Annotated in this window: 19 protein-coding genes and 2 pseudogenes; 8 read left to right on the top strand and 13 right to left on the bottom strand. The window is 70.6% G+C overall.

The window, feature by feature from the left end; all coding sequences use genetic code 11:
• Positions 1-9 precede the first annotated feature (9 nt).
• From ACWCO8_RS05750 to ACWCO8_RS05740, 3 genes are all read left to right on the top strand, one after another.
• Positions 10-534, top strand: coding sequence for an SRPBCC family protein (locus tag ACWCO8_RS05750; protein WP_451031093.1), 525 nt, complete (start codon positions 10-12; stop codon positions 532-534).
• Positions 534-1,607, top strand: a complete 1,074-nt coding sequence (locus ACWCO8_RS05745; RefSeq protein WP_451031092.1) for an LLM class flavin-dependent oxidoreductase — start codon at positions 534-536, stop codon at positions 1,605-1,607. Before ACWCO8_RS05750 ends, ACWCO8_RS05745 begins: the two co-directional genes overlap by 1 nt.
• 90 nt (positions 1,608-1,697) lie before the next feature.
• The gene (locus ACWCO8_RS05740) at positions 1,698-2,195 is read left to right on the top strand and encodes a winged helix-turn-helix transcriptional regulator (RefSeq protein WP_451031091.1); all 498 of its coding nucleotides are present in this window, start codon (positions 1,698-1,700) and stop codon (positions 2,193-2,195) included.
• Between the two features lie 10 nt (positions 2,196-2,205).
• On the opposite strand, the gene ACWCO8_RS05735 is transcribed toward ACWCO8_RS05740, so the two are convergent.
• On the bottom strand, positions 2,206-2,769 hold the full coding sequence (locus tag ACWCO8_RS05735) for a TetR/AcrR family transcriptional regulator (RefSeq protein WP_451031090.1): 564 nt from the start codon (positions 2,767-2,769) through the stop codon (positions 2,206-2,208).
• A gap of 96 nt (positions 2,770-2,865) precedes the next feature.
• Here ACWCO8_RS05735 and ACWCO8_RS05730 point away from each other — a divergent pair, with 96 nt between their 5' ends.
• Positions 2,866-3,378, top strand: coding sequence for a DoxX family protein (locus ACWCO8_RS05730; protein WP_451031089.1), 513 nt, complete (start codon positions 2,866-2,868; stop codon positions 3,376-3,378).
• 86 nt (positions 3,379-3,464) lie between these two features.
• Here the strand turns inward: ACWCO8_RS05730 and rpmF are convergent, their stop codons facing one another.
• The 5 genes and pseudogenes from rpmF to dhaK all read right to left on the bottom strand — a co-directional run bounded on the left by rpmF (position 3,465) and on the right by dhaK (position 6,802).
• Complete coding sequence (rpmF, locus tag ACWCO8_RS05725) at positions 3,465-3,635, bottom strand: 50S ribosomal protein L32 (RefSeq protein ID WP_183068845.1); 171 nt, start codon at positions 3,633-3,635, stop codon at positions 3,465-3,467.
• Between the two features lie 105 nt (positions 3,636-3,740).
• Positions 3,741-4,529, bottom strand: coding sequence for a crotonase/enoyl-CoA hydratase family protein (locus ACWCO8_RS05720; protein ID WP_451031088.1), 789 nt, complete (start codon positions 4,527-4,529; stop codon positions 3,741-3,743).
• Between the two features lie 74 nt (positions 4,530-4,603).
• Positions 4,604-5,104: a dihydroxyacetone kinase phosphoryl donor subunit DhaM gene (gene dhaM, locus ACWCO8_RS05715; RefSeq protein WP_451031432.1), complete on the bottom strand. Its 501-nt coding sequence runs from the start codon at positions 5,102-5,104 to the stop codon at positions 4,604-4,606.
• A pseudogene (gene dhaL / locus ACWCO8_RS05710) lies at positions 5,096-5,746 on the bottom strand (dihydroxyacetone kinase subunit DhaL); the annotation flags it as partial. The pseudogene dhaL and the gene dhaM, both read right to left, overlap by 9 nt.
• Before the next feature lie 60 nt (positions 5,747-5,806).
• Positions 5,807-6,802: a dihydroxyacetone kinase subunit DhaK gene (gene dhaK, locus ACWCO8_RS05705; protein WP_451031087.1), complete on the bottom strand. Its 996-nt coding sequence runs from the start codon at positions 6,800-6,802 to the stop codon at positions 5,807-5,809.
• Between the two features lie 400 nt (positions 6,803-7,202).
• On the opposite strand from dhaK, the gene ACWCO8_RS05700 reads away from it, so the two are divergent.
• A complete protein-coding gene (locus ACWCO8_RS05700; protein ID WP_451031086.1) occupies positions 7,203-8,324 on the top strand; it encodes a glycerol dehydrogenase in 1,122 nt (373 codons plus the stop codon).
• 36 nt (positions 8,325-8,360) lie between these two features.
• Here ACWCO8_RS05700 and ACWCO8_RS05695 read toward each other — a convergent pair whose 3' ends face one another.
• Positions 8,361-9,074, bottom strand: coding sequence for a heparin lyase I family protein (locus tag ACWCO8_RS05695; protein ID WP_451031085.1), 714 nt, complete (start codon positions 9,072-9,074; stop codon positions 8,361-8,363).
• Positions 9,075-9,157: 83 nt separating this feature from the next.
• Positions 9,158-11,581 (bottom strand): polysaccharide lyase 8 family protein, encoded by a 2,424-nt coding sequence (locus ACWCO8_RS05690; RefSeq protein ID WP_451031084.1) that lies wholly within the window; start codon positions 11,579-11,581, stop codon positions 9,158-9,160.
• A gap of 222 nt (positions 11,582-11,803) precedes the next feature.
• Between ACWCO8_RS05690 and ACWCO8_RS05685 the strand changes: the two genes are divergently transcribed.
• On the top strand, positions 11,804-12,871 hold the full coding sequence (locus tag ACWCO8_RS05685) for a LacI family DNA-binding transcriptional regulator (protein ID WP_451031083.1): 1,068 nt from the start codon (positions 11,804-11,806) through the stop codon (positions 12,869-12,871).
• A 104-nt stretch (positions 12,872-12,975) separates the two neighbouring features.
• Here ACWCO8_RS05685 and ACWCO8_RS05680 read toward each other — a convergent pair whose 3' ends face one another.
• Entirely contained in the window at positions 12,976-13,329 is a 354-nt protein-coding gene (locus tag ACWCO8_RS05680; protein ID WP_451031082.1) for a hypothetical protein, read from the bottom strand.
• Positions 13,330-13,573: 244 nt separating this feature from the next.
• Between ACWCO8_RS05680 and ACWCO8_RS05675 the strand changes: the two are divergent.
• A pseudogene (locus ACWCO8_RS05675) lies at positions 13,574-13,702 on the top strand (carboxymuconolactone decarboxylase family protein); the annotation flags it as partial.
• A 24-nt stretch (positions 13,703-13,726) separates the two neighbouring features.
• Here the strand turns inward: ACWCO8_RS05675 and xdhC are convergent.
• Genes xdhC through ACWCO8_RS05660 form a run of 3 tightly spaced genes read right to left on the bottom strand, consistent with a single transcriptional unit; the run spans position 13,727 to position 18,397 of the window.
• Positions 13,727-14,542, bottom strand: coding sequence for a xanthine dehydrogenase accessory protein XdhC (gene xdhC / locus ACWCO8_RS05670; RefSeq protein WP_451031081.1), 816 nt, complete (start codon positions 14,540-14,542; stop codon positions 13,727-13,729).
• A 1-nt stretch (position 14,543) separates the two neighbouring features.
• Positions 14,544-16,913, bottom strand: coding sequence for a xanthine dehydrogenase molybdopterin binding subunit (gene xdhB, locus ACWCO8_RS05665; protein ID WP_451031080.1), 2,370 nt, complete (start codon positions 16,911-16,913; stop codon positions 14,544-14,546).
• Positions 16,910-18,397 (bottom strand): xanthine dehydrogenase small subunit, encoded by a 1,488-nt coding sequence (locus ACWCO8_RS05660; RefSeq protein ID WP_451031079.1) that lies wholly within the window; start codon positions 18,395-18,397, stop codon positions 16,910-16,912. Before ACWCO8_RS05660 ends, xdhB begins: the two co-directional genes overlap by 4 nt.
• A gap of 480 nt (positions 18,398-18,877) precedes the next feature.
• On the opposite strand from ACWCO8_RS05660, the gene ACWCO8_RS05655 reads away from it, so the two are divergent.
• Positions 18,878-19,978: a hypothetical protein gene (locus ACWCO8_RS05655; RefSeq protein ID WP_451031078.1), complete on the top strand. Its 1,101-nt coding sequence runs from the start codon at positions 18,878-18,880 to the stop codon at positions 19,976-19,978.
• A 99-nt stretch (positions 19,979-20,077) separates the two neighbouring features.
• Here ACWCO8_RS05655 and ACWCO8_RS05650 read toward each other — a convergent pair whose 3' ends face one another.
• The gene (locus tag ACWCO8_RS05650) at positions 20,078-20,311 is read right to left on the bottom strand and encodes a ferredoxin (protein ID WP_451031077.1); all 234 of its coding nucleotides are present in this window, start codon (positions 20,309-20,311) and stop codon (positions 20,078-20,080) included.
• Position 20,312: the final 1 nt, after the last annotated feature.

The raw sequence follows: 20,312 nt of genomic DNA, 5'->3' as shown, positions 1-20,312 counted from the left end.
GACAAGCCCATGGAGTGGACAGGCGCACGCTACGCGGACAAGCCGACGGTCGAGGTGCCGATCTGGATCGCCGCCCCGCCCGAACGGGTATGGGAGCTGGTCTCCGACATCGAGTTGATGCCGCGTCTGAGCGCGGAGCTGCAGTCGGTGCAGTGGCTGGACGGCGGGACACGACCCGCCCCGGGGGCCCGCTTCGTGGGCCGCAGCAGGCACGAGGCGCTGGGGGAATGGGCCACCACCTCCCACGTCGTGCAGTGCGAGCCGCCCAGGGTGTTCGCCTGGGCGGTCGAGGACCCCGAACAACCCGCGGCGATCTGGCGGTTCACCCTCCAACCCGAGGACGGCGGAACGCTGTTGCGGCAGTGGATGCAGCTGGGGCCGGGCCGCTCCGGACTGTCCGTCGCCATCGACAGCATGCCGGAGAAGGAACAGAAGATCGTCTTCGTGCGGATGCGCGAGTTCGAGACCAACATCGGCGTCACCCTCACGGCGATCAAGAAGCTCGCGGAAGAGTCCGGAAAGGCGGATGTGTGATGCGTACGTCGACCACGATCGAGGCGTCCGGGGCCGACTGGCAGGAGACGGTGGACTTCGTCACCGAGGCGGAGAAGCTGGGCCTGGACATCTGCTGGGTGGCGGAGGCCTGGGGCGCGGAAGCGCCTTCGCCGTTGGGGTACCTCGCCGCCAAGACGGAGCGCATGCTCCTCGGTTCGGGGATCATCCAGCTCGCCACCCGTACACCGATGGCCATCGCCCGCGCGGCGATCACCCTGTCGCACATCTCCCAGGGACGCTTCCTCCTTGGACTCGGCCCGTCCGGCCCGCAGGTGATCGAAGGGCTGCACGGCGTGCCTTTCGACCGGCCGCTGTCACGGATGCGGGAAACCGTCGAGATCGTCCGGCAGGCCGCAGCGGGGGAGAAAGTCTCGTACTCCGGGCGGGAGTTCACGATCCCGCTGCCCGGCGGAGAGGCCAAGCCCATGCGCGTGGCCGTACGCTCCGAGCACCCCATCCCGATCCATCTGGCGACCCTCTCGCCGAAGATGCTGCACCTGACCGGCGAGATCGCCGACGGCTGGCTGGGTACGAGCTTCGTGCCCGAGGGCGCCAAAGAGGCCTACTTCGACCACCTGGACGCGGGCCTCACCGCTTCCGGCCGCTCACGCGCGGACCTCGACATCTGCCAGGGCGCCGAGGTGGCCTTCGCCGAGGACGAGGACGCGCTGCGGGCGATGGTGGCCGGCCGGAAGAAGGAACTGGCCTTCAGCCTCGGAGGCATGGGCTCCGCGAGCACCAACTTCTACAACAACGCCTACAGCCGCCAGGGTTGGGCCGACGTCGCCGCCGAGGTCCGCGAACGCTGGCAGGCCGGCGACCGGGACGGGGCGGCGGATCTGGTCACCGACGAGATGGTCCTGGGTACGACGCTCATCGGCACCGAGGACATGGTGCGAAACCGGCTGCGGGTGTGGCGCGAAGCCGGCGTCGACACCATCCGCTTCTACCCCGCCGGCGAGACGCTGGAAGACCGGCTGACCACTCTGGGCCGTGCGCTCGACCTGGTACGAGAGATGGATGGCGAGGGGCCCGATAGCGCTAGGGCCTGAGCCCGAGAGTCCGAGGGCTCGCGCGCGGCGGGCGCGTCCAGGAACGCGGGCGACCTGCTGAGTCCCCTCATGAGACCTTATGCTGAGCTCATGAGGCGGACCTCTTTCGCGAACTGGCCGTGCTCCGTCGCGCGCACCATGGACATGCTCGGGGACTGGTGGACGCCGCTCGTCCTGCGGGAGGCCTTCTACGGGATCAAGCGGTTCGACGCGTTCCAGCAGGAGCTCGGCATCGCCCGCAACACCCTGACCGACCGGCTCCGCCGCCTGGTCGACGAAGGCCTCATGGAGAAGCAGGCCTACCAGCACGAGCCGGTGCGCTACGACTACGTCCTCACGGAGAAGGGCCGCGACTTCTTCGGCGTGCTCGCCGCCATGAACACCTGGGGCAACCGCTGGCTCAGCGGCGAGCAGGGGCCGCCGGTGGTCTTTCACCACGACCGCTGCGGGCACGAGGGCGACGCCGAGGTCGTCTGCGCCTCCTGCAAGGAGCCGATGACGGCCGACGACACACGCCCGCGCCTCGGCCCCGGCTACCCCCAGCACCTCGCCGAACGCCCGGACATCCGGCGCCGCTTCACCACCTGAGAGGGCTGCTTCACGACGACCGTTTGAGGAGCATCCGCAGCACCGGGCGGGCCGCGTCGACGGCGTCGGCGCCCGGTGCCGGTCGTAGCGCCCCGCTGATCCACAGATTCGCGAAGCCGTGCGCGATGGACCACGCGGCGAGCGTGGTGTGCTCGGGGGCATCGTTCGAGGTGGCGGCCGCCGCGCCGGCCCCCTTGCGGAGCGCGTCACCGGCGCGGGTTTCCGCCTGCTGGAGGGCCTCGTCGTCCGCACGGTACAGGCTGGGCTGGAACATCACCGCGAAGTGGACCGGATGGTTGACGGCGAAGTCCACGTAGGACAGGCCCGCGGCGAGGAAGTCCGACTCCGCGGCTTCGAGGGCGTCGCCGAGCAGCGTGAACCCATCGGTGGCGATGGCGGTCAGGACGCCGGTCTTGTCGCCGAAGTGGTGGGCGGGCGCCGCGTGGGAGACCCCCGCGCGGCGAGCGAGCTCGCGCAGGCTCCACCCGTCGAGGCCGGACTCGTCGATCGCCGCGACGGCGGCGGCGACGATCGTCCGGCGGAGATCTCCATGGTGGTATCCGCTCTTGGGCACAGGCGCGATCCTCTCAACTTGTCATTGACAAGATACCGCACCGGGCTTACGCTCGACCCAAGAACTTGACAATGACTAGATCCCCGGAGCGCGAAGATGACCCTGCCCGTTCTCCTCACCTCGCTGGCCCTGCTGCGTGGCCTCGGCGCACTCGGCGTACGGCGCTTCGCGACTTGGCCCGCGGCGGCGGCCCATGCGGTCGCGGTCATGCTGTTCATGACCGCCAGTGCTCACTTCGTCCCGGCGAGCGTCACCGTCATGCCGAACCATGCCGACCTCGCCGCCATGGTCCCGTCGGCCGTACCGTTCGCCTCGGCGATGGTCTACCTCACCGGCGTGCTGGAGTTCCTCGGCGCGGTCGGGTTGATCATCGGCCGGACCCGCCGCGCCGCCGGCTACTGCTTGGCGCTGCTGTTCGTCGTCATGCTGCCGGCGAACATCCACGCCGCCGTCGCCGAGATCCCGTTCGCGGGCGAGCCCGCCTCGCCCCTGTGGCAGCGCATCCCGGAGCAGATGCTCTACATCGGCGTGACGCTGTGGGCCACTCGCGGAGCAGAGCCGCTGCCCACCTCCTTGCCGCGCAAGCCCGTTGAATCAGGCCGCCGTTGAGTCCGCGGGTTCGTGTGCACAGACGTCGTCGATGCCGTACGTCTCCCAGGCCGGGCAGCCGTTCGTCGTTCGTGCGGGGCGTGGGCTCAGCCCTCGGGGTGCAGGAGACCGCGCTCGTACGCCTTCACCAGGCGCTGCGGCACCTGATAGACGGAGCCGTCGACGGTGATCGGCACCAGCTGCGGGGTGGTGGCCTTCCACTGCGCGCGGCGGTGACGGGTGTTGCTGCGGGACATCTTCCGCTTGGGGACGGCCATGGGAGCTCCTGGGTGTGGCGAGGGCGGTGCTGTCCCCGAGAACGTATATGAAAATGGATTCCATTAGCAAAAGGGCCTCGGTCCGTCGGCCCGGCGAGGAGGCCGTCAGTCGCCGAAGGAGCCGTGCCTTCCCTGGCCCGCGGTGAAGCGGGCGGCTCCCGAGATCGTCTCGCCCGCCGACAGGGGCACCATCCCGTGCCGCAGCTCCGCCGCGAGGGCCTCGGGCTCGGGCAGGCCGTGCTGCTCCCGTACGGACAGCCGGTCGTGCCGCAGGCACAGCTGGGGGAAGGCGGCGATCTCCCGGGCGAGCTCTTCCGCCGCCGCCCGGGCCCGGCCCGGTGGGACGAGGCGGTTGGCGAGGCCCATGGCGTACGCCTCGGCCGCCGGTACGGCTCGACCGGTCAGGATGAGGTCCATCGCGCGGCTCTCGCCGATAAGCCGGGGGAGCCGGACCGTGCCGCCGTCGATCAGGGGGACGCCCCATCGGCGGCAGAACACCCCGAAGACCGCGTCCTCCTCGGCCACGCGGAGGTCGCACCACAGGGCGAGCTCCAGCCCGCCGGCCACGGCGTGACCGGCGACGGCCGCGATGACCGGCTTGGAGAGGTGCAACCGGGTTGGGCCCATCGGGCCGTCGCCGTCCGGCTCCACCCGGTTGCCGCGCTCGGTGCCGATCGCCTTGAGGTCGGCGCCCGCGCAGAACGTCCCGCCCTCGCCCCACAGAACGGCGACCGAGGCGTCGGGGTCCGCGTCGAACGCGCGGAAGGCGTCGGCCAGTTGGCGGGCTGTCGGTCCGTCCACGGCGTTGCGGGCGGAGGGCCGTGACAACACGACGGTCGTCACTGGCCCCTCACGCTCGACGCGGACGGCGGGATGCGCTGAGTCATCGGTCATGGCCCGCATTCTCGCGGGGCCGCGAACCGGGGGCCAGCGTCAACACCCTCCGCCGGGCAGGGCCTTTCGGCCTTTCAAGCCTTGCGGTAGTTGCGCGCGTCCTCGCCGGCCGCCACGACCATGTCGATGTCCCCGCCCACCGAAGCGGTGACGACGACGCCGACAGCTCCCTCGACGAAGGGCGCGTCCACGATCCGGGAGTCGGCGGGCATCGTGCGCTCGTCGCCCTCACCGAGCAGCGCCTGGACGGTGAGCACCGCGCTGCCCATGTCGCAGAGGATCGCGACACCCTGGCCCTCGTCGGCCTTCACGGCCGCGGCGTGGATGCGTTCCGCGCTGGTCCCGATCCGGCCGTCGTCCGTGCCGCCGGCCGCCAGAACCGGGGCGATGTCGCCGGAGCCGACCATGGCCTTGGCCAACTCGGCTGTGGATTCGGCCACTTCACGGCTGTGCGAGACGAGTACGACACCGACGCGCCCACCGCCCGACCGGGGTGTGCTCTGAGCCGTCTCGACGGACTCCTGCGGCGCCGCGGTGGTCGCCGGGGCCGGCTCCCACGAGGGGTCCGCCGCCATGGTGAGGGCGTCGAAGAGGAGTACGACGGAGTTGGCGCCCGCGTCCTCGTGGCCGATGGAGCGCTCGCCGAGGTAGCTGGCCCTGCCCTTGCGGGCCTGCATCGGGCCGGTGGCCTCGGCGCCTCGCTCGGCCGCCGCGCGCGCCGTCCGCAGGGCCTTGGTCAGAGGGCTACCGGCCGCGAGCTCGCCGTCGAGGGCGTCGAGCGCCGGGAGCAGGGCGTCCAGCAGGGTCGCATCACCGACACCCGCGCCGCCGAGCTTGCTCACGGCCTCGGCTCCCGCACGCAGCGAGAACGCGAACTGCTCGGCGGGGACGTCGATCTCGGAGCCGAACCGCTTGCCGGTACGGCGCAGCGCCATGCCGAAGAGAGGGCCGGACGCGCCGCCCACGGTGTTGGTGAGGGTGGTGCCGGCCTGGCCCAGGAGCTCACCGGGAGTCGCTGCCGGGGACTCGTCGGCGGCGGCGCGGGCCGCGGCGAAGCCTCGCACCATGTTCGCGCCGTGGTCGCCGTCACCGATCGCCGCGTCCAGGGCGGTCAGACGTGCCTCGTCCCGCTCGAAGAGCTGGGAGGCCGCGGTCAGCCAGCGGCGGAAGTACGTGACATCGAGAGCGGGGTCGGGGGTGGGGGTAGCAGCCGTCACGGGATCGTTCTTCCTGATGGGGGGCCTGCGGGTGAGGGGAGGGGGCCGGATGGCGGGGGTTCAGACGCCCCAGCGCAGCGAAGGCGTCTGCACCGGTGAGTCCCAGAGGTCGAGCATCGACTCGTCCGCGCGGCACAGGGTCAGGGTGCAGCCGGCCATGTCGAGACTGGTCACGTAGTTGCCGACCAGCGAGCGGGCCGTGCGGATGCCACACGCGGTGAGAATCCGCTCGACCTCGGCGCGTACGACGTAGAGCTCGACCGGCGGGGTGGCGCCCAGGCCGTTGACGAGGAGGATCACCGGGTCGCCGTCCGCCTCGGGGAGGTCTTCGAGGATCGCGTCGAGCATGATCTCGGCCGTCTCGGCCGCGGTCGTCAGGCGAGCGCGGCGGCGGCCCGGCTCGCCGTGGATGCCGACGCCGATCTCGATCTCGTCCGCGCCCAGTTCGAAGTTGGGGGCACCGTTGGCGGGTGTGGTGCATGAGGTGAGGGCAACGCCGAAGCTGCGGCTGCGCTCATTGGTCCTGCGGGCCAGTGCGGCGACCTCCGCGAGCGGTGCACCAGTCTCGGCGAGGGCGCCGGCCAGCTTCTCCACGAAGAGCGTCGCGCCCGTGCCTCGGCGGCCCGCGCCCTCACCGCGGGCGACGGCCACGTCGTCGTCCACGACGACGGTCTCGACCGCGATGCCCTCGTCGTCGGCGTCCTCCGTGGCCATACCGAAGTTCAGGATGTCGCCCGTGTAGTTCTTGACGACGACCAGCACACCGGCGCCGGAGTCGACGGCGGTGATGCCTTCATGGATGCGGTCCGGGACCGGTGAGGTGAAGACCGGGCCCGCGACGGCGGCGTCCAGCATGCCGTGGCCGACGAACCCCGCGTGCAGCGGCTCGTGCCCGCTGCCGCCGCCGGACAGGATGCCGACCTTGCCCGGAACCTTCCCGCCGGCCCGGGTGACGATCCCGGCCACCGCGTCCACATTCAGCTCGCGATGCGTCGCCGCCATGCCCCGTAGTGCGTCGGAGACCACACTTTGAGGAGTGTTGATGAGCTTCTTCAAGGCGGGTGTCTCCCTCGTGCGGCTTTATTCGTAGCTAAATTGCCGCGAGGACGCGGCGGCGCGGCGGAGTTCTGCACGGCGGCTTTTGGCGTCCGCGGCAGAACTGATGACGGAAATATCGAAAAGAGATGTGTCGCTCCGAGTCTCACCCGCTCGGTGCGCCTGAGGAACGAGGCGTTGGTCCCTCCTGGCCCTGGGCGAAGGTCCTCATCTCGCAGGGCCCTTGGCATTCTCGCCCGCATTCCCCTTCGCCATCGTATTCGGTGCTCGAATTTCCTGTGCCATACTCCGTTCGAAGGCTCCGTGAATCCTCCGGATGCCCGTCTCATTTCTTTCCCTGATTCCTCCGGACAGCAGGAAGAAGGGCGAGCAAGCGCCTGGCCCCCACAGGAGGTCTCCCTTGAACACCGTCACCACGCGCGTCCTGATCAGCCCGCCCAAGTACGTCCAGGGCGCGGGGGCCATGCGGGAGTTGGGGCAGCACGTGGCCCAACTGGGCGACCACGCGCTGGTCCTCGCCGACGACGGCGTGTGGGGCTTCGCCGGGGAGACCGCGGAGAAGTCCCTCGCCGGCGCGGGCGTCCGGATGACGCGGGAGACCTTCGGCGGCCGGTGCACGCAGGTGGAGATCGACCGGATCGTGGCCCGGGTCCGCGAGGTCGGCGCGAACGTCGTGATCGGGATCGGTGGCGGCATGACCGTCGACACCGCGAAGTCGGTGGGCTTCATCTGCGACGGCATCCCGTCCGTCAGCGCACCCACGGTGGCGTCCACCGACGCGCCGACCAGCGCGCACGCGGTCATCTACACCGAGGACGGAGCGTTCGACCGGTACTTCTTCGGGCTGCACCGCAACCCGAACCTCGTCCTCGTCGACACCACGTACATCGCCAACGCCCCGAGCCGCTTCATCGTCTCCGGGATGGGTGACGCCCTGGCCACCTGGTACGAGGCCCGCGCCTGCGTCCAGGCCCGGAGTGTCGCCATGGCCGGAGGACTGGCCACCGACGCCGCCCTCAGCCTCGCCCGGCTGTGCTGGGAGACCCTCATGGAGTACGGCGTCCAGGCCAAGCTCGCGGCCGAACAGCACGTCGTGACCCCCGCCCTGGAGAAGATCACCGAGGCGAACACCCTGCTCTCCGGGCTCGGGTTCGAGAGCTGTGGCCTGGCCGCCGCGCATGGCATCCACAATGGCTTCACCGCGTCGCCGAACACCGGCGCCTTCATGCACGGCGAGAAGGTCAACATGGGCACGCTGGCCCAACTCGTCATGGAGGGCTCCCCGACCGAGGAGATCGACACCTTCCTCCGCTTCAGCCGTGAGGTCGGTCTGCCCACCACCCTCGCCGAGATCGGCCTCGTCGACGCGGGCCGCGACGAGCTCCTCGCCATCGCCAGCGCGGCCACCGCCGAGGGCGAGACGACGCACAACATGCCCTTCGCCCTCACGCCCGACATGGTGATGGACTCACTCGTCGCCGCGGACGCCTACGCCCGCGCCTACGCGAAGAAGCACGGCTGACCCGGGCGGCGTCGTGCGGAGCGCCCGTACGGTGCGTCAGTCGACGTCGGCGCGCGTCGTTCCCATCTTCAGACCGTCGACCCAGTGGACCGACTCGACGTCGAAGATGGTGGAGCCGTACGAGCCCCAGCGCGGAACGTTGCCCTTGAGGTCCCAGGTCCGCGCGTTCTGACGGTCGACGACCAGCTGGCCGTTGACGTACAGGGCGAAGGAACCGCTCGTCGAGGTCTGGGCGTTGATGCCGAGCTCGATCTTGTTCCAGGTGCCCGGCGTCCAGGCGACGCTGCCGGCGGAGATCCACTGTTCGCCCGGGGCGACGTACCAGATCTTCAGCCGGCTGTCCTCGACCTTCATGAGCACCGGGTAGTTCTGGTCGTGCTCGTCGCCGGTTCCCCAGGACTTCCACTGGAACACGGTCTGGGCGTTGCCCGTCTTGGTCATGGACTCCCAGCCGAACCAGTACGTCCGGCCGGACGTGAGGGTACGGCCGGCGATGCCGTGCCCCTCGCACCGCTCGGAGCCCGCTGCCTTGGTGAAGCCGAAGATCTTCCCGCGACCGTCGTTCCAGTCCGGCTGGTACACGTACGAAGGGGAGTCGCACAGGATCGAGGCGAACACGGCGGTGCCGCCGTTGTCCGCGTCGCCGTCCCATTCGACCGCGGCGTGCGCCGGAGTCGCGAGGACGAGGGAGAGCGCCGCGGCGAGGGGGAGCGCGGAGCGGGCGACACCGTGGACGTTGCTGAGACGCATGGATTCCTCCGGTGGGGTGGGGGGAGCGGGTTTCCGCGCGAGGTGCCCGCCCCGGCCGGGGCGGGCACCTCGCGGTCTGGGGGTCAGCCGAGGCGGACGGTGATCTTCTGAGGGGCGCCGGCCTGGCCGGTGAGGTCGCCGAAGGTGAGCTTGAGCGACGAGCCGGTCGTGGTGGCGGTGACCGTGGCGGGCTTCGAGAGCACCTTGCTCACGCGCCGGTTCCAGACGACGTCCAGGGACGTGGCCTGCCGCGCCGGGTCCGAGACGACGATGGTCGCCGTGCCGTTGCGGTGCTCCCGCACGAGGACGGAGGCGGGGGCACTGGCGCGGAGCTTGTCGACGGTGCCCGCTGCCCAGAAGTTGACGGCCATGAAGCCCGACTTCGGTACACGTACGCCCTGCTGGTCAGCCGAGTTGGCGAGGATCCTCAACCAACCCCTGTCGCATGCGCGTTGAGCGGTCGCCCGCGCGCTGGCCCCGGGCAGAAGGACGTAGGCGTAGTCGCCGTCGGTCGGGTCGACGCCGTGGTCGGTGAACAGGGTCAGGTAGCGGCGGGTGATCGGGTCGGGGGAGCCACCGGTGTTGATGTCCCGCCAGGAGCCGGTGCGTTCCTCGCGCACGGCGTGAAGCTTGGCCCCACCGGGGAAGACGTAGCCCGCCTGCCCGGCGATGTGAGCCCACTCGGCGTCCTCGAAGGTGCCCGTCCAACCCTGCGCCTGCGACTGTGCCTTGCCGTCGACGGTGAGGACCGGGGCGCCGGTGGCGCCGAGTGCGCGGTTGTCGACGGTCGTCTCGACGGCGTGGCCGTCGGCCGAGGTGATGCCGGCGCCGAGGCAGACGACGGAGTCGTCGAGGAAGAACCAGGACTTCCTCGCGACCATGGTGCTGGAGATGCCCTTGAGGTGCTGGCCGACGGCGGCGTACTCGCCGTCGGTGGTGCCGCCGACCCAGGCGGCGTCCGGCATCGGCTGCCCCCAGTTGCCGCCCTCGCCGTCGGCCAGCGGCTTGCGCGACGCGGTGATGCCGGGCAGGCGGTACGGGTCGACCGTGGGCCAGTAGGCGTCCGAGTACTGCTCCAGGCCGAAGTCGCTGCCCCACCAGGAGAGCCAGCCGGCGCCGGTGTGGTAGCCGCGGGCGTGCTCGCCGTTCCCGAACTCGTAGTGGGCGATGCGGTTCGAGGCCATGGAGACGGAGGCCGCCCAGTCGCGACGGCGGTGGGTCGCCCGCGCCATGTTGTGGAACAGCCGGTGTTCGACGGGCTCGGGGGCGGCCTTCACAGAGGTGTCGTCCTGCAGGGCCTGCAGGAGTGAGGCCCTGATGAGGCTCAGGCCGGGGTTCTTCAGCGCGGGGTAGTAGTAGTCGCGCTGCAGCCAGCCCTTGACCATCGCGCGCCAGCGGGCGTTCTCCTCGGGGCTCGCGCCCTGGCCGAGCAGCAGGATGGTCGCCATCAGGCCGTGCGCGCGCTGGTGTTCGTTGGTGCCGATGCGGCTGATGCCCCGGCTGCTGACGTTGTCCATCATCAGGCCGTTGTAGATGAAGGGGGCGACGGCCTTCTCGATCGTGTCGAGGAAGAGCTGTGTGCCGGCGCCCGTCACCTCCCAGCTCGACCCGCGCAGCAGCGCGAGCAGTCGGCCCACACCGTCGTGGAGCACCGCGCCGTAGCCGCCGATGTAGGGGACGTTGCGGTGCTGGACGAACGAGCCGTCGTCGTAGAAACCGTCGCCCGAGGTGACGTACGGGAACACCGGGGCCAGTGCCTGCGACGCCCGCGCGATCTTGGCCGCGTCCTTGCCGACGATCCCGCGCAGGATGACCCCGCGGCACAGGTCGACCCGGTTGGCACCCGTACTGGTTCCGGTGTACGAGTCGAAGACCGAGTCCGGTAGGAAGGCGTCCACGGCCCGGCAGTAGCCGGCGATCTGCTCCGCCGACAGGTGCTCGTACATCAGCACGCAGGTGTCCATCAGGGCCTGCGGGGCGCCGATCTGCCAGTTGTACCAGTTGCCGTAGCGCGTGGTGGTCTCGTTGTAGACCTCGGCGCGGAGGTGGTCGAGGCCGGTGAGGATCGCGTCGCGGAGGCCGGTGTCCCCGGTCAGTCCGGTGCCCGGCTGGGAGTACGCCTCGGCCATGGTGCGCAGCCGGTTGTAACTGTCGTTCATGGTCGCCGAGAAGGCGTACGACTCGGCGTCGAGGTCCGGCTCGGGGTCGGTCCAGGAACGGCCGGGCCAGAGTGAACCGCTCGCCGGGGCCATGGTCGCGGCGAAGCCGGCCGCGGTGGTGCCGAGGGTGGTGAGGATGGTCCGGTACGGCTCTGCCGTGGGGCTGAAGCCCGTACCGAGGATGAGGTCACGCCACTTGGCGCGCAGCACGTCGAACTCGGCGTCGGACGCGAGGACTTGCTGGGGCATGGCGGCGGCCGGACGGGCGAGCGTTCCGGAGAGTCCGAGGGCGAGCGCGCCTCCACCGGCGGCGTGGAGGAAGGTGCGGCGGCGCCAGGGAGATGGCATGGGAGACGACCTTTACGGGAGGAGCGCGTCGTTGCCTCGGCGCTGTCGCTGGCTCGTAAGCGTGGGGTTTCTAACACGCTGAAAATCAACAAGGCAACGGTTTGGACAGAAACAGCCTCACGTTGTCCGTACAGACAGAAACAATCAGAATCGATCGATGGGCTTGGGGGTTGCTCGCTACACTGCGCCTGAACTGGGGTGTCCTAGGAGGGGAGCGGGGCAGTGCACGCGGAACACAGGCACCAGGCCATCCTGCGCAGGCTGCGGGAGGAGGGTTCGCTTCGAGTCAGCGACTTCGCGGCCGAGTTGGGGGTGTCTCCGGTCACGGTCCGCCGGGATGTCGAGATCCTCGCCGACCGTGGCCTCGTCGCGCGGGTGCACGGCGGGGCCATGCTCCCCGAGACCTGGGCGGAGACGGCTCCCGCCGAGACGGCTGGTCAGGCGCCTGGGCGCCCGGGCCGGGAGCGGGTCGTCGGCCTGATCGTGCCGGCGGCGGACTACTACTACCCCGAGGTCATCAAGGGCGCGCGGGAAGCCGCCGCGGCTCGCAACGTCCGCCTGATCCTCGACATCTCGGGGTACGACGCCGACGAGGAGCGCGCGCAGGTCGAGCGGATGATCGGCGACGGGATCGACGGGCTGCTCGTGGTCCCGTCGGGGCCGCGCGGCTGGTACGAGGAGCTGCCCGTCCCGGTCGTGATCGTGGAGCGCCGCCCGGACGCGGACGAGTCGGCCGGGATCGACCATGTCGTCTCCGACCACGTCCATGGAGCGCGCCTCGCCGTACGGCACCTCGCGGACGCGGGCCGTCGCCGCCTCGTCCTGCTCGTCCGCGGGGCGAGCCCGACCGCGCCGTGGATCATCGAGGGCTTCGAAGCGGGGGTACGCGCGGCGGGCCTCGAAGCCCCCGTCCCGGCGCCCGTCCTGGACATCCCCGACACGGGCCCCGGGGACCGGGGGTACGACGGCCCGATCGAGGAGCTCCTCGACGCCGTGGCGGAGGGCCGCGTCGACGCGGTCATCGCCCACCCCGACAACGAGGCGCTCGCGCTGCTGCGGCGGTTGCGTGCGCGGTCGATCCAGGTGCCGGGCGACGTCGCGATCGTCGCGTACGACGACGAGGTGGCGGGCCTCGCCGACATCCCGCTGAGCGCGGTCGCCCCCGCCAAGTACGAAGTGGGCGCGTCCGCCGTGGAGTTGCTGGTACGGAGACTCGACCAACCGGACGCCCCACGGCACCGGCTCTTCGTACTCCCGCAGCTACGGGCCCGCTCGTCGAGCGGCGGCTGAGCGACGCGCAAGGGGCCTGCTTCGTAGCGGAATTCGGAGGTGGTGCTCCGGGGCTTGGGTTCGTCGGAACCCAAGCCCCGGAGTCTTCGGAATGCCGGGGTGGTTCAGCAGTTGACGTAGCCCATGGAGTACGTCACCGTGCCCCAGATTCCCGAGAAGGAGAAGTTCTTCTTCGCCCCCTTGGGTCCGACCCACGGACTGTGGATGGCGCCGCCGCTGGTGTTCAGGATCACGTACGGACAGCGTCCGTCGGCCTTGGTGTCCTCCACCCAGCCGGACACGACACCGTCGGAGCAGTGCGTGCCGGAACCCTTGCCCTGCCCGCTGCTCACGGTCCAGTTCTGGCAGGTCGCGGCGGACGTGGGGGAGGGGGAGGCCGCGTGCGCGGCGGGCGCGGTGAGGGTCATTCCGATAGCGGCGACGCCGAGAACGGCCGCTGTGGCCAGCCTTGATTTCATGAGGCCCTCATTCCTTTGCGGTTGATGGACGTGGAAATCGTGCGCGTGCTCGCTGGATCGACAGGAAAGGTAGCTTGAAGCGCTCTGCGATGGCCTTGTCAGTCCAGGCCAATTCGGGGCCCGGTGGCTGAGTTGAAGGTCTTGATGCCCGGCAGCATTTAGCTTTTTGGCCATGGCTCAGCCAACTGGCGGATATTGCCGTCGGCGCATGAGAAAAGTGGCGGCGGAGGGGCGGACAGGTGCTGAGATCTGGGACGCCGCCGAGCACTTCAGTGAGGAGCAACTGGGCGCGATCACCCTGGAGATCGCGATGACCAACTTCTTCAATCGGATCAACCGCACGGTCCGCGAGCAGGCCGGCCAGACCTGGTGAGTCCCTGACCCGGGTTCCTCGTCCTCAGCCCCCGTCCGATTCGAACGTGCGGAGCAGGTCCGCGGCGACGCTCACCGCGATCGTCGCGGGCTCCTTGCCCGTGATGTCCGGGAGGCCGATCGGGGTCTTGATGCGGTCGATGGTGGAGTCCGCGTGGCCGCCCTCCGTGGCGAGGCGTTTGCGGAAGCGGGTCCACTTGGCCGCCGAGCCGATGAGGCCGATCGAGCCCAAGTGGGTGGTCCGCAGGGCCGCGTCGCACAGGGCGGCGTCCTCCGCGTGGTCGTGGGTCATGATCAGGACGTGGGTGCCGGGCGGCAGGTCCTCCAGGACCTCCTCGGGCAGCAACGGGGTGTGGTGGACGTGCACCTGCGCGACGGCGTCCGCCAGGACGTCGAGGCGCTCCTTGGTGAGGATGTCGGCGCGGCTGTCGATCAGATGGAGGTCGAGGTCCTGGCGTGCCAGGATCCGCGCCAATTCCAGGCCGACGTGGCCGACGCCGAAGATTGCCACCGCTCGTACCACCGGCAGCGGTTCGAGCAGCACCGAGACCGTACCGCCGCAGCACTGCACGCCGTGCCGGTTGGTCACCTTGTCGTTCAGGGCGAAGTCGATCAGTTCCGGCTCCGGCGCGGGCTTGGGGACGGAGATCATCTGCCGGGCCCGATCGATCGCGACGGCCTCCACATTGCCGCCACCGATCGAGCCCCATGTCTCGGTCAGCCCCACCACGAGCTTCGCGCCGGCGTCGCGCGGGGCATGGCCGCGCACGGTCGCGACGGTCACCAGTACGCCGGACTCCCGGCGTGCTCGCAGCCGTGCGACCGCGGCGACCCATGTCATGTCAGGCACCGCTCAGCACTTCGGCCCGCCGCGGTGCGACGCCCGCGCGAGCCGCCTCGATCGCCCAGTACACCGCCTCCGGCGTCGCGGGCGAGGCCAGTTCGACAGCGACCCCGCTCGGCCCGAACGCGGCGGCGGCCTGCCGCAGCGCCTCGCGTACCGAGAACGCCAGCATCAGCGGGGGCTCACCCACTGCCTTGGAACCGTAGACCGCACCCTCCTCGGTGGCGTTCTGGAGCAGCGTCACGTGGAACTCCTCGGGCATCTCCGAGAAGCTCGGCAGCTTGTACGTGCTCGCCGCCTGCGTCAGCAGCCGACCCCGGTTCGGCCCCTCACCGGCGTCCCAGCGCAGGTCCTCAAGCGTCAGCCAGCCCGCGCCCTGCACGAAACCGCCCTCCACCTGACCGATGTCGATCATCGGGGACAGGCTGTCGCCGACGTCGTGCACGATGTCCACCCGACGGATGCGGTACGCGCCGGTGAAGCCGTCCACCTCGACCTCGGCCGCCGCGGCGCCGTACGAGAAGTACTTGAACGGCGAGCCCTTGAACGCCTTCGCGTCCCAGTGCAGCCCCTCGGTCCGGTAGAAACCGGCCGCCGACAACTGGACCCGCTGGAAGTACGCGGTGCGCACCAGATCGTCCCAGGCCAGCTCCGTGTCGCTGCCCAGGGTGCGCGCGACGCCCTCGACGATGCGTACGTCCGAGGCGTTCGCGCCCAGCTGGGTGGCGGCCACCCGCAGCAGCCGCTCGCGCAACTGCTCGCAGGCGTTCTTCACCGCCGCGCCGTTGAGATCCGTACCCGCGCTCGCGGCGGTGGCGGAGGTGTTGGGCACCTTGTCGGTACGGGTCGGGGCCAGCCGCACCTTGTGCAGCGGGATCCCCAGCGTGGTCGCCGCCACCTGCAGCATCTTGGTGTGCAGGCCCTGGCCCATCTCGGTGCCGCCGTGGTTGATCAGGACCGAGCCGTCCTTGTAGATCAGCACCAGCGCGCCGCCCTGGTTGAAGGCGGTGAGGTTGAAGGAGATGCCGAACTTGATACCGGTGATCGCCAGCGCCCGCTTGGTGTGCGGGTGGGCGGAGTTGAAGGCGGCGATCTCGCGCTTGCGGTCGGCGATGCCGCCGTTCTCCTCGACCTGCCGCCAGACGGCGGTGATCCGCTCCGGCTGGGTGACCAGTTGTCCGTACGGCGTCGACTGGCCGAGCCCCGGCCGGTAGAAGTTCCGCTTCCGCAGCTCCATCGGGTCCAGGCCGAGCAGCGGGGCGCAGCGGCCCATGATGTCCTCGATCACCAGCATGCCCTGCGGCCCGCCGAAGCCGCGGAAGGCCGTGTTGGAGACCTTGTTGGTCCTGGCGATGCGGCCGGTCACGCGCGCGTTGGGGATCCAGTACGTGTTGTCGATGTGGCAGAGCGCCCGGGCGACCACGGGCTCCGACAGGTCCAGGCTCCAGCCGCCGTCCGCGGTCAGGGTGGCCTCCAGGGCCTGGATGCGGCCGTCGGCGTCGAAGCCGATCTTCCACTCGGCGCGGAACCCGTGCCGCTTGCCCGACATGGTCAGGTCCTGCGTCCGGTTGAGCCGGACCCGGACCGGCCGGCCCGTCAGCTTGGCGCCGAGCGCGGCGACGGCCGCGAAGCCGTGCGGCTGCATCTCCTTGCCGCCGAAGCCGCCGCCCATCCGCAGGCACTGCACGGTGACCTCGTGGCTGTGCAGACCGAGGACGTGCGCGACGATCTCCTGGGTCTCCGAGGGGTGCTGGGTGCTGCTCTGGACGAACATCTGCTCGGCCTCGTCGACGTAGGCCAGCGCCGCGTGCGTCTCCAGGTAGAAGTGCTCCTGGTCGGAGAACTGGAACGTGCCGGTGAAGACGTGGGCGGACTCGGCGAAGCCGGCGTCGACGTCACCGGTCACCATCGTGGGCCGGGCGCCGTGGAAGCTCTCCGCCGCGATGGCCTCCTCCAGCGTGATCACGGAGGGCTTCTCGTCGAGCTCCACCTCGACGGCTGCCGCGCCGAGCCGTGCCGCCTCCAGGGTCTCGCCGAGCACCCAGGCGACCGCGTGGCCGTGGAACATGACCTCGTCGGGGAAGAGCGGCTCGTCGTGCTTCATCCCGGCGTCGTTGACGCCGGGCACGTCGGCACCGGTCAGCACGCGGACCACGCCCGGTACGGCGAGCGCGGGCTCGGTGCGCAGCGCGGTGATCCTGCCGTGGGGCTTCATGACCTGGACCGGGTGGGCGTGTAGCACGTCCTTGGTGCGGTGCACCAGGTCGTCGGTGTAGAGCGCGGTGCCGGTGACATGCAGAGCGGCACTCTCGTGCGGCATCGAGACACCGACGACCGGCTTCTCGGGTCGAGCGGACAACTGGCTCATGACGACACCGCCTCGGTGGTCTGCGCGTACAGTTTCAGCAGGCTCTGGCCGAGCATCGCGGAGCGATAACCGGCGCTGGCGCGATGGTCGTTCATCGGCGTCCCCGCCGCCCGCAGCAGCTGCGCCGCGGTCTCGACGGTCTCCGCCGTCCACGCCTCGCCCTCCAGGGCCTCCTCGGCGGCGAGGGCACGGATCGGGGTGGCGGCCACGCCGCCGAGGCCGATCCGCGCCTTGCGGACGGTCCCGTCCTCGATGTCGAGCGCGAAGGCGACCGCGACGCTGGAGATGTCGTCGAAACGCCGCTTGGCGATCTTGTGGAAGGCCACCACCGGCGACAGCGGCAGCGGGACGCGCACCGCGCGGATCAGCTCGCCGGGACGGCGCACGCTCTGCCGGTAGCCGGTGAAGTACTCCGCCAGCGGGACCTCGCGCTCACCGTCGACGCCGGCGAGCACCACCGCCGCCTCCAGCGCGAGCAGGACGGGTGGGCTGTCGCCGATGGGGGAGCCCGTACCCAGGTTGCCGCCGAGGGTCGCGCCGTTGCGGATGAGGCGGGACGCGAACTGGGGGAACAGCTCGGCGAGCAGGGGCACGCTGCCGTCGAGGCGGCGCTCGATCTCGGTGAGCGTGAGCGCGGCGCCGATCTCGATGTGGTCGGACTCGACTCGCAGCTCCCGCAGTTCGGGCAGCCGGTCGACGGCGACGACACAATCCGCCCTGCGGGAGCGGATGTTCACCTCCACGCCCCAGTCGGTGGAGCCCGCGACCACCACCGCGTCGGGCCGCTCGTGCAGCAACCGTAGTGTCTCGGCCAGGGTTTCCTTCCGGTGGAAGGCGCGGCCGTCCTGGGTGTACTCGGTGACGGCCGGCGCGGGCGGGGACTGCTCGCGCCGCCGCGCCAGCGGGTCCTCATCGGTCGGCTGACCGACGGCGAACGCGGCGTCGCGGATCGGGCGGTAGCCGGTGCAGCGGCACAGGTTTCCGCTGAGCGCGTGGAGATCGAAGCCGTTCGGGCCGTGCTCGGGGTCGGTGTGGTCGGCAGATACGGCACTCGAGTCGGCCGCCGACTCCGCGTGCGCGCAGCGGTCGGGGCGGTAGTACTCGGCGGCCATGCTGCAGATGAACCCCGGTGTGCAGTACCCGCATTGGGAGCCGCCGCGGACCGCCATCTCCTCCTGCACCGGATGCAGGGTGGGCGGCGTGCCGGGCGGGCCGGGGGTGGCGAGGCCTTCGGAGGTGACGATCTCCTGACCGTCGAGCGAGGCGACCGGGACGAGGCAGGCGTTGACGGCCACCCAGTCGGTGGGCTTGTTCACCCCCGGACGGGCCACCAGGACCGAACAGGCCCCGCACTCACCCTCGGCGCAGCCCTCCTTCGTACCGGTGAGGCCACGCTCGCGCAGGAAATCCAGCACGGTGGTGTGGGGTGCGGCCGGGGAGATCGGTGCCTCGTTCCCGTTGACGGTGATCCGCGCCGTTTCCATGTCAGACCCTCGTTCCGGGGCATGATCGGTCGATTCAACAGTATTCGCCAGATTCGCCAATTTCAGGCAGCTTTCTGTGTTCAGCGGCGCCACGTGGCAGGAACGGGCGCGCGAAGCGGCGCGCGGCAGGGGCGCGCGCCGGTGGCGTGCGAAGAGCAGGGGGCGGTGAAGAGAAGCCCGGAACGCGCCGCGGAAGGGCGCATGGGAACGGCTTCGGCGGCCGGCGTGTCAGCAGCCGTGCGCGATGCGACCCGTGACCCAGACGGTGATGTGGGCGAGGCGAGCCAGGTCAGAGCTGGTGTTCATCTGCCGGTCGCCTCCTCTCGGTCGTTGGGTCCGACGCTGAGCGCAACGTAGTTGCTGATGCCACTGAGGTCAAGGAGCGGCGGTCGTGGCCGACGTCGATCGGTGGCGGGAAAATGATTGGCACCCGTCGCCGTTGAGTGGTGATGATGCCTCTGTTTCCCAGACGGAGGACGTTTGTTCGTTTTCGTGTGTGTGGGGTGCGGCGCCGAGCTGACCGCCCCGCTGTCCCAAGTCGCCCTGCCGGCTCATGCTCATCAGAAATTCGGGAACGGGCTTCAACTCCCCGTCCTCATGGACCCCGGAACGTTCGCCGTCGACCCGGAGCCCTGGGGGCCGCCGTGGCGGCGATGGGAGGACGTCGATCCGGACGAGGCGCTCGCCCGAGGGTTCTACGCGCCGGTCTTCGCCCTCTCCTACGGCGCGCCCGGCGCGATCGTGATCGCCCCCGGTGATGTGCGCGGAACCGTGTTGATCCCGGAGCAGGCGGGCGGCTACTGCTGCGGCCTCGACGGGGCCGACGGTCCCAACATGGCCTGCGAGGCCTGCGGGCTGCCGGTCGCGAGCCGGATCGACGACTGTTCGCTCTGGCAGGCGGTGTGGCTCGCCCCGGACGCCGTGCGCCGCCTCCCCGTCGACGGTGCCGAGGAGGCCGTACCGCTCTCCTGGGCGGAGCTGATGGCGGAGTGGGAGGGCACGCCTCCGTTCGAGCCGATCACCTCGTGGGGACTGCCGGCCGGGTTGCAGTACTGGTGGTCCTGGAGCCCGCGTTGGGAGGCGGCCGCCGGGCGGGCGTTGGCCCACCTGCTGGTCGCATCGGAGGGCCGGCCCGTGCAGGTTCCTGACGGTCTGACCAACGAGGTGTTCCAGCGTGCCCTCGACGCGCTGCTTCCCGTGGGCCCACCGCACCTGCGCGCCGTTCTCGCCGGGCCTGGACTGCCCGCTCCTGACGCGGACGCCGACATCCTGCTGGTGCCCGTCCATCCGCAGACGGGGGAGACCTGGACCCCGGCCGACCTGGCCGCTCCGGCCGGCCGAGCCGGCGCCTCGGCTCACCTGGTGCCGGTGTCGTTCGGTGTCTGGCGGTGGCTCGTCCTCCCCGAGCCGCACCTGCCCAACCCCGCATCGGGCGGCATGCCCCACGGCGTCCTCCGCGACGAACCGCCTTTGCCGCGCGCGCACAGCCTGTTCGGTCACGACGTGCGGGTGTTCGAGCGGACCCTGGCCCGGCTGCCGGCCGCCCGCAGCCCTTGGCTGCGCCGGCGGCTGACGACCTGATGGACCACATGCGCGCGGGAGTCTTCTGGCGCCCGTACAACACGAGAGCCCCCACCGTTGTGCGGTGCGGGTTCTCGGTCCGGGGGAGGGCGCGCGTGGCTACGCGTCCTTCGGGTCCTGGGTGGTGAGGGTGATGGCTTCGGCGGGGCAGAGGCCCACGGCCATGCGGGCGGCGGCGCGCTGTTCGGGGGCCGGGACGGGGTGGAGGAGTACCACCAGGCCCTCGTCGTCGTCCTGGTCGAAGACCTCGGGGGCCGTCAGGGCGCACATCCCGGCGCCTGCGCAGCGGTCGCGGTCGACGCTGAGGTGCAGCGGCTCTCGGGTGTCGGTCATG

It is taken from the genome of Streptomyces sp. NPDC001927 (genome assembly GCF_053594455.1).
This window is presented reverse-complemented; position numbering and strand designations above follow the sequence as displayed.

What these genes read in the sequence shown, in the direction of transcription:
- ACWCO8_RS05750 (WP_451031093.1), top strand. Translation starts at nt 10, where the DNA reads ATGGAGTGGACAGGCGCACGCTACGCGGACAAGCCGACGGTCGAGGTG.
- ACWCO8_RS05745 (WP_451031092.1), top strand. Translation starts at nt 534, where the DNA reads ATGCGTACGTCGACCACGATCGAGGCGTCCGGGGCCGACTGGCAGGAG.
- ACWCO8_RS05740 (WP_451031091.1), top strand. Translation starts at nt 1,698, where the DNA reads ATGAGGCGGACCTCTTTCGCGAACTGGCCGTGCTCCGTCGCGCGCACC.
- ACWCO8_RS05730 (WP_451031089.1), top strand. Translation starts at nt 2,866, where the DNA reads ATGACCCTGCCCGTTCTCCTCACCTCGCTGGCCCTGCTGCGTGGCCTC.
- rpmF (WP_183068845.1), bottom strand. Translation starts at nt 3,635, where the DNA reads ATGGCCGTCCCCAAGCGGAAGATGTCCCGCAGCAACACCCGTCACCGC.
- ACWCO8_RS05720 (WP_451031088.1), bottom strand. Translation starts at nt 4,529, where the DNA reads ATGACCGATGACTCAGCGCATCCCGCCGTCCGCGTCGAGCGTGAGGGG.
- dhaM (WP_451031432.1), bottom strand. Translation starts at nt 5,104, where the DNA reads ATGGCGGCGGACCCCTCGTGGGAGCCGGCCCCGGCGACCACCGCGGCG.
- ACWCO8_RS05695 (WP_451031085.1), bottom strand. Translation starts at nt 9,074, where the DNA reads ATGCGTCTCAGCAACGTCCACGGTGTCGCCCGCTCCGCGCTCCCCCTC.
- ACWCO8_RS05690 (WP_451031084.1), bottom strand. Translation starts at nt 11,581, where the DNA reads ATGCCATCTCCCTGGCGCCGCCGCACCTTCCTCCACGCCGCCGGTGGA.
- ACWCO8_RS05680 (WP_451031082.1), bottom strand. Translation starts at nt 13,329, where the DNA reads ATGAAATCAAGGCTGGCCACAGCGGCCGTTCTCGGCGTCGCCGCTATC.
- xdhC (WP_451031081.1), bottom strand. Translation starts at nt 14,542, where the DNA reads ATGACATGGGTCGCCGCGGTCGCACGGCTGCGAGCACGCCGGGAGTCC.
- xdhB (WP_451031080.1), bottom strand. Translation starts at nt 16,913, where the DNA reads ATGAGCCAGTTGTCCGCTCGACCCGAGAAGCCGGTCGTCGGTGTCTCG.
- ACWCO8_RS05660 (WP_451031079.1), bottom strand. Translation starts at nt 18,397, where the DNA reads ATGGAAACGGCGCGGATCACCGTCAACGGGAACGAGGCACCGATCTCC.
- ACWCO8_RS05650 (WP_451031077.1), bottom strand. Translation starts at nt 20,311, where the DNA reads ATGACCGACACCCGAGAGCCGCTGCACCTCAGCGTCGACCGCGACCGC.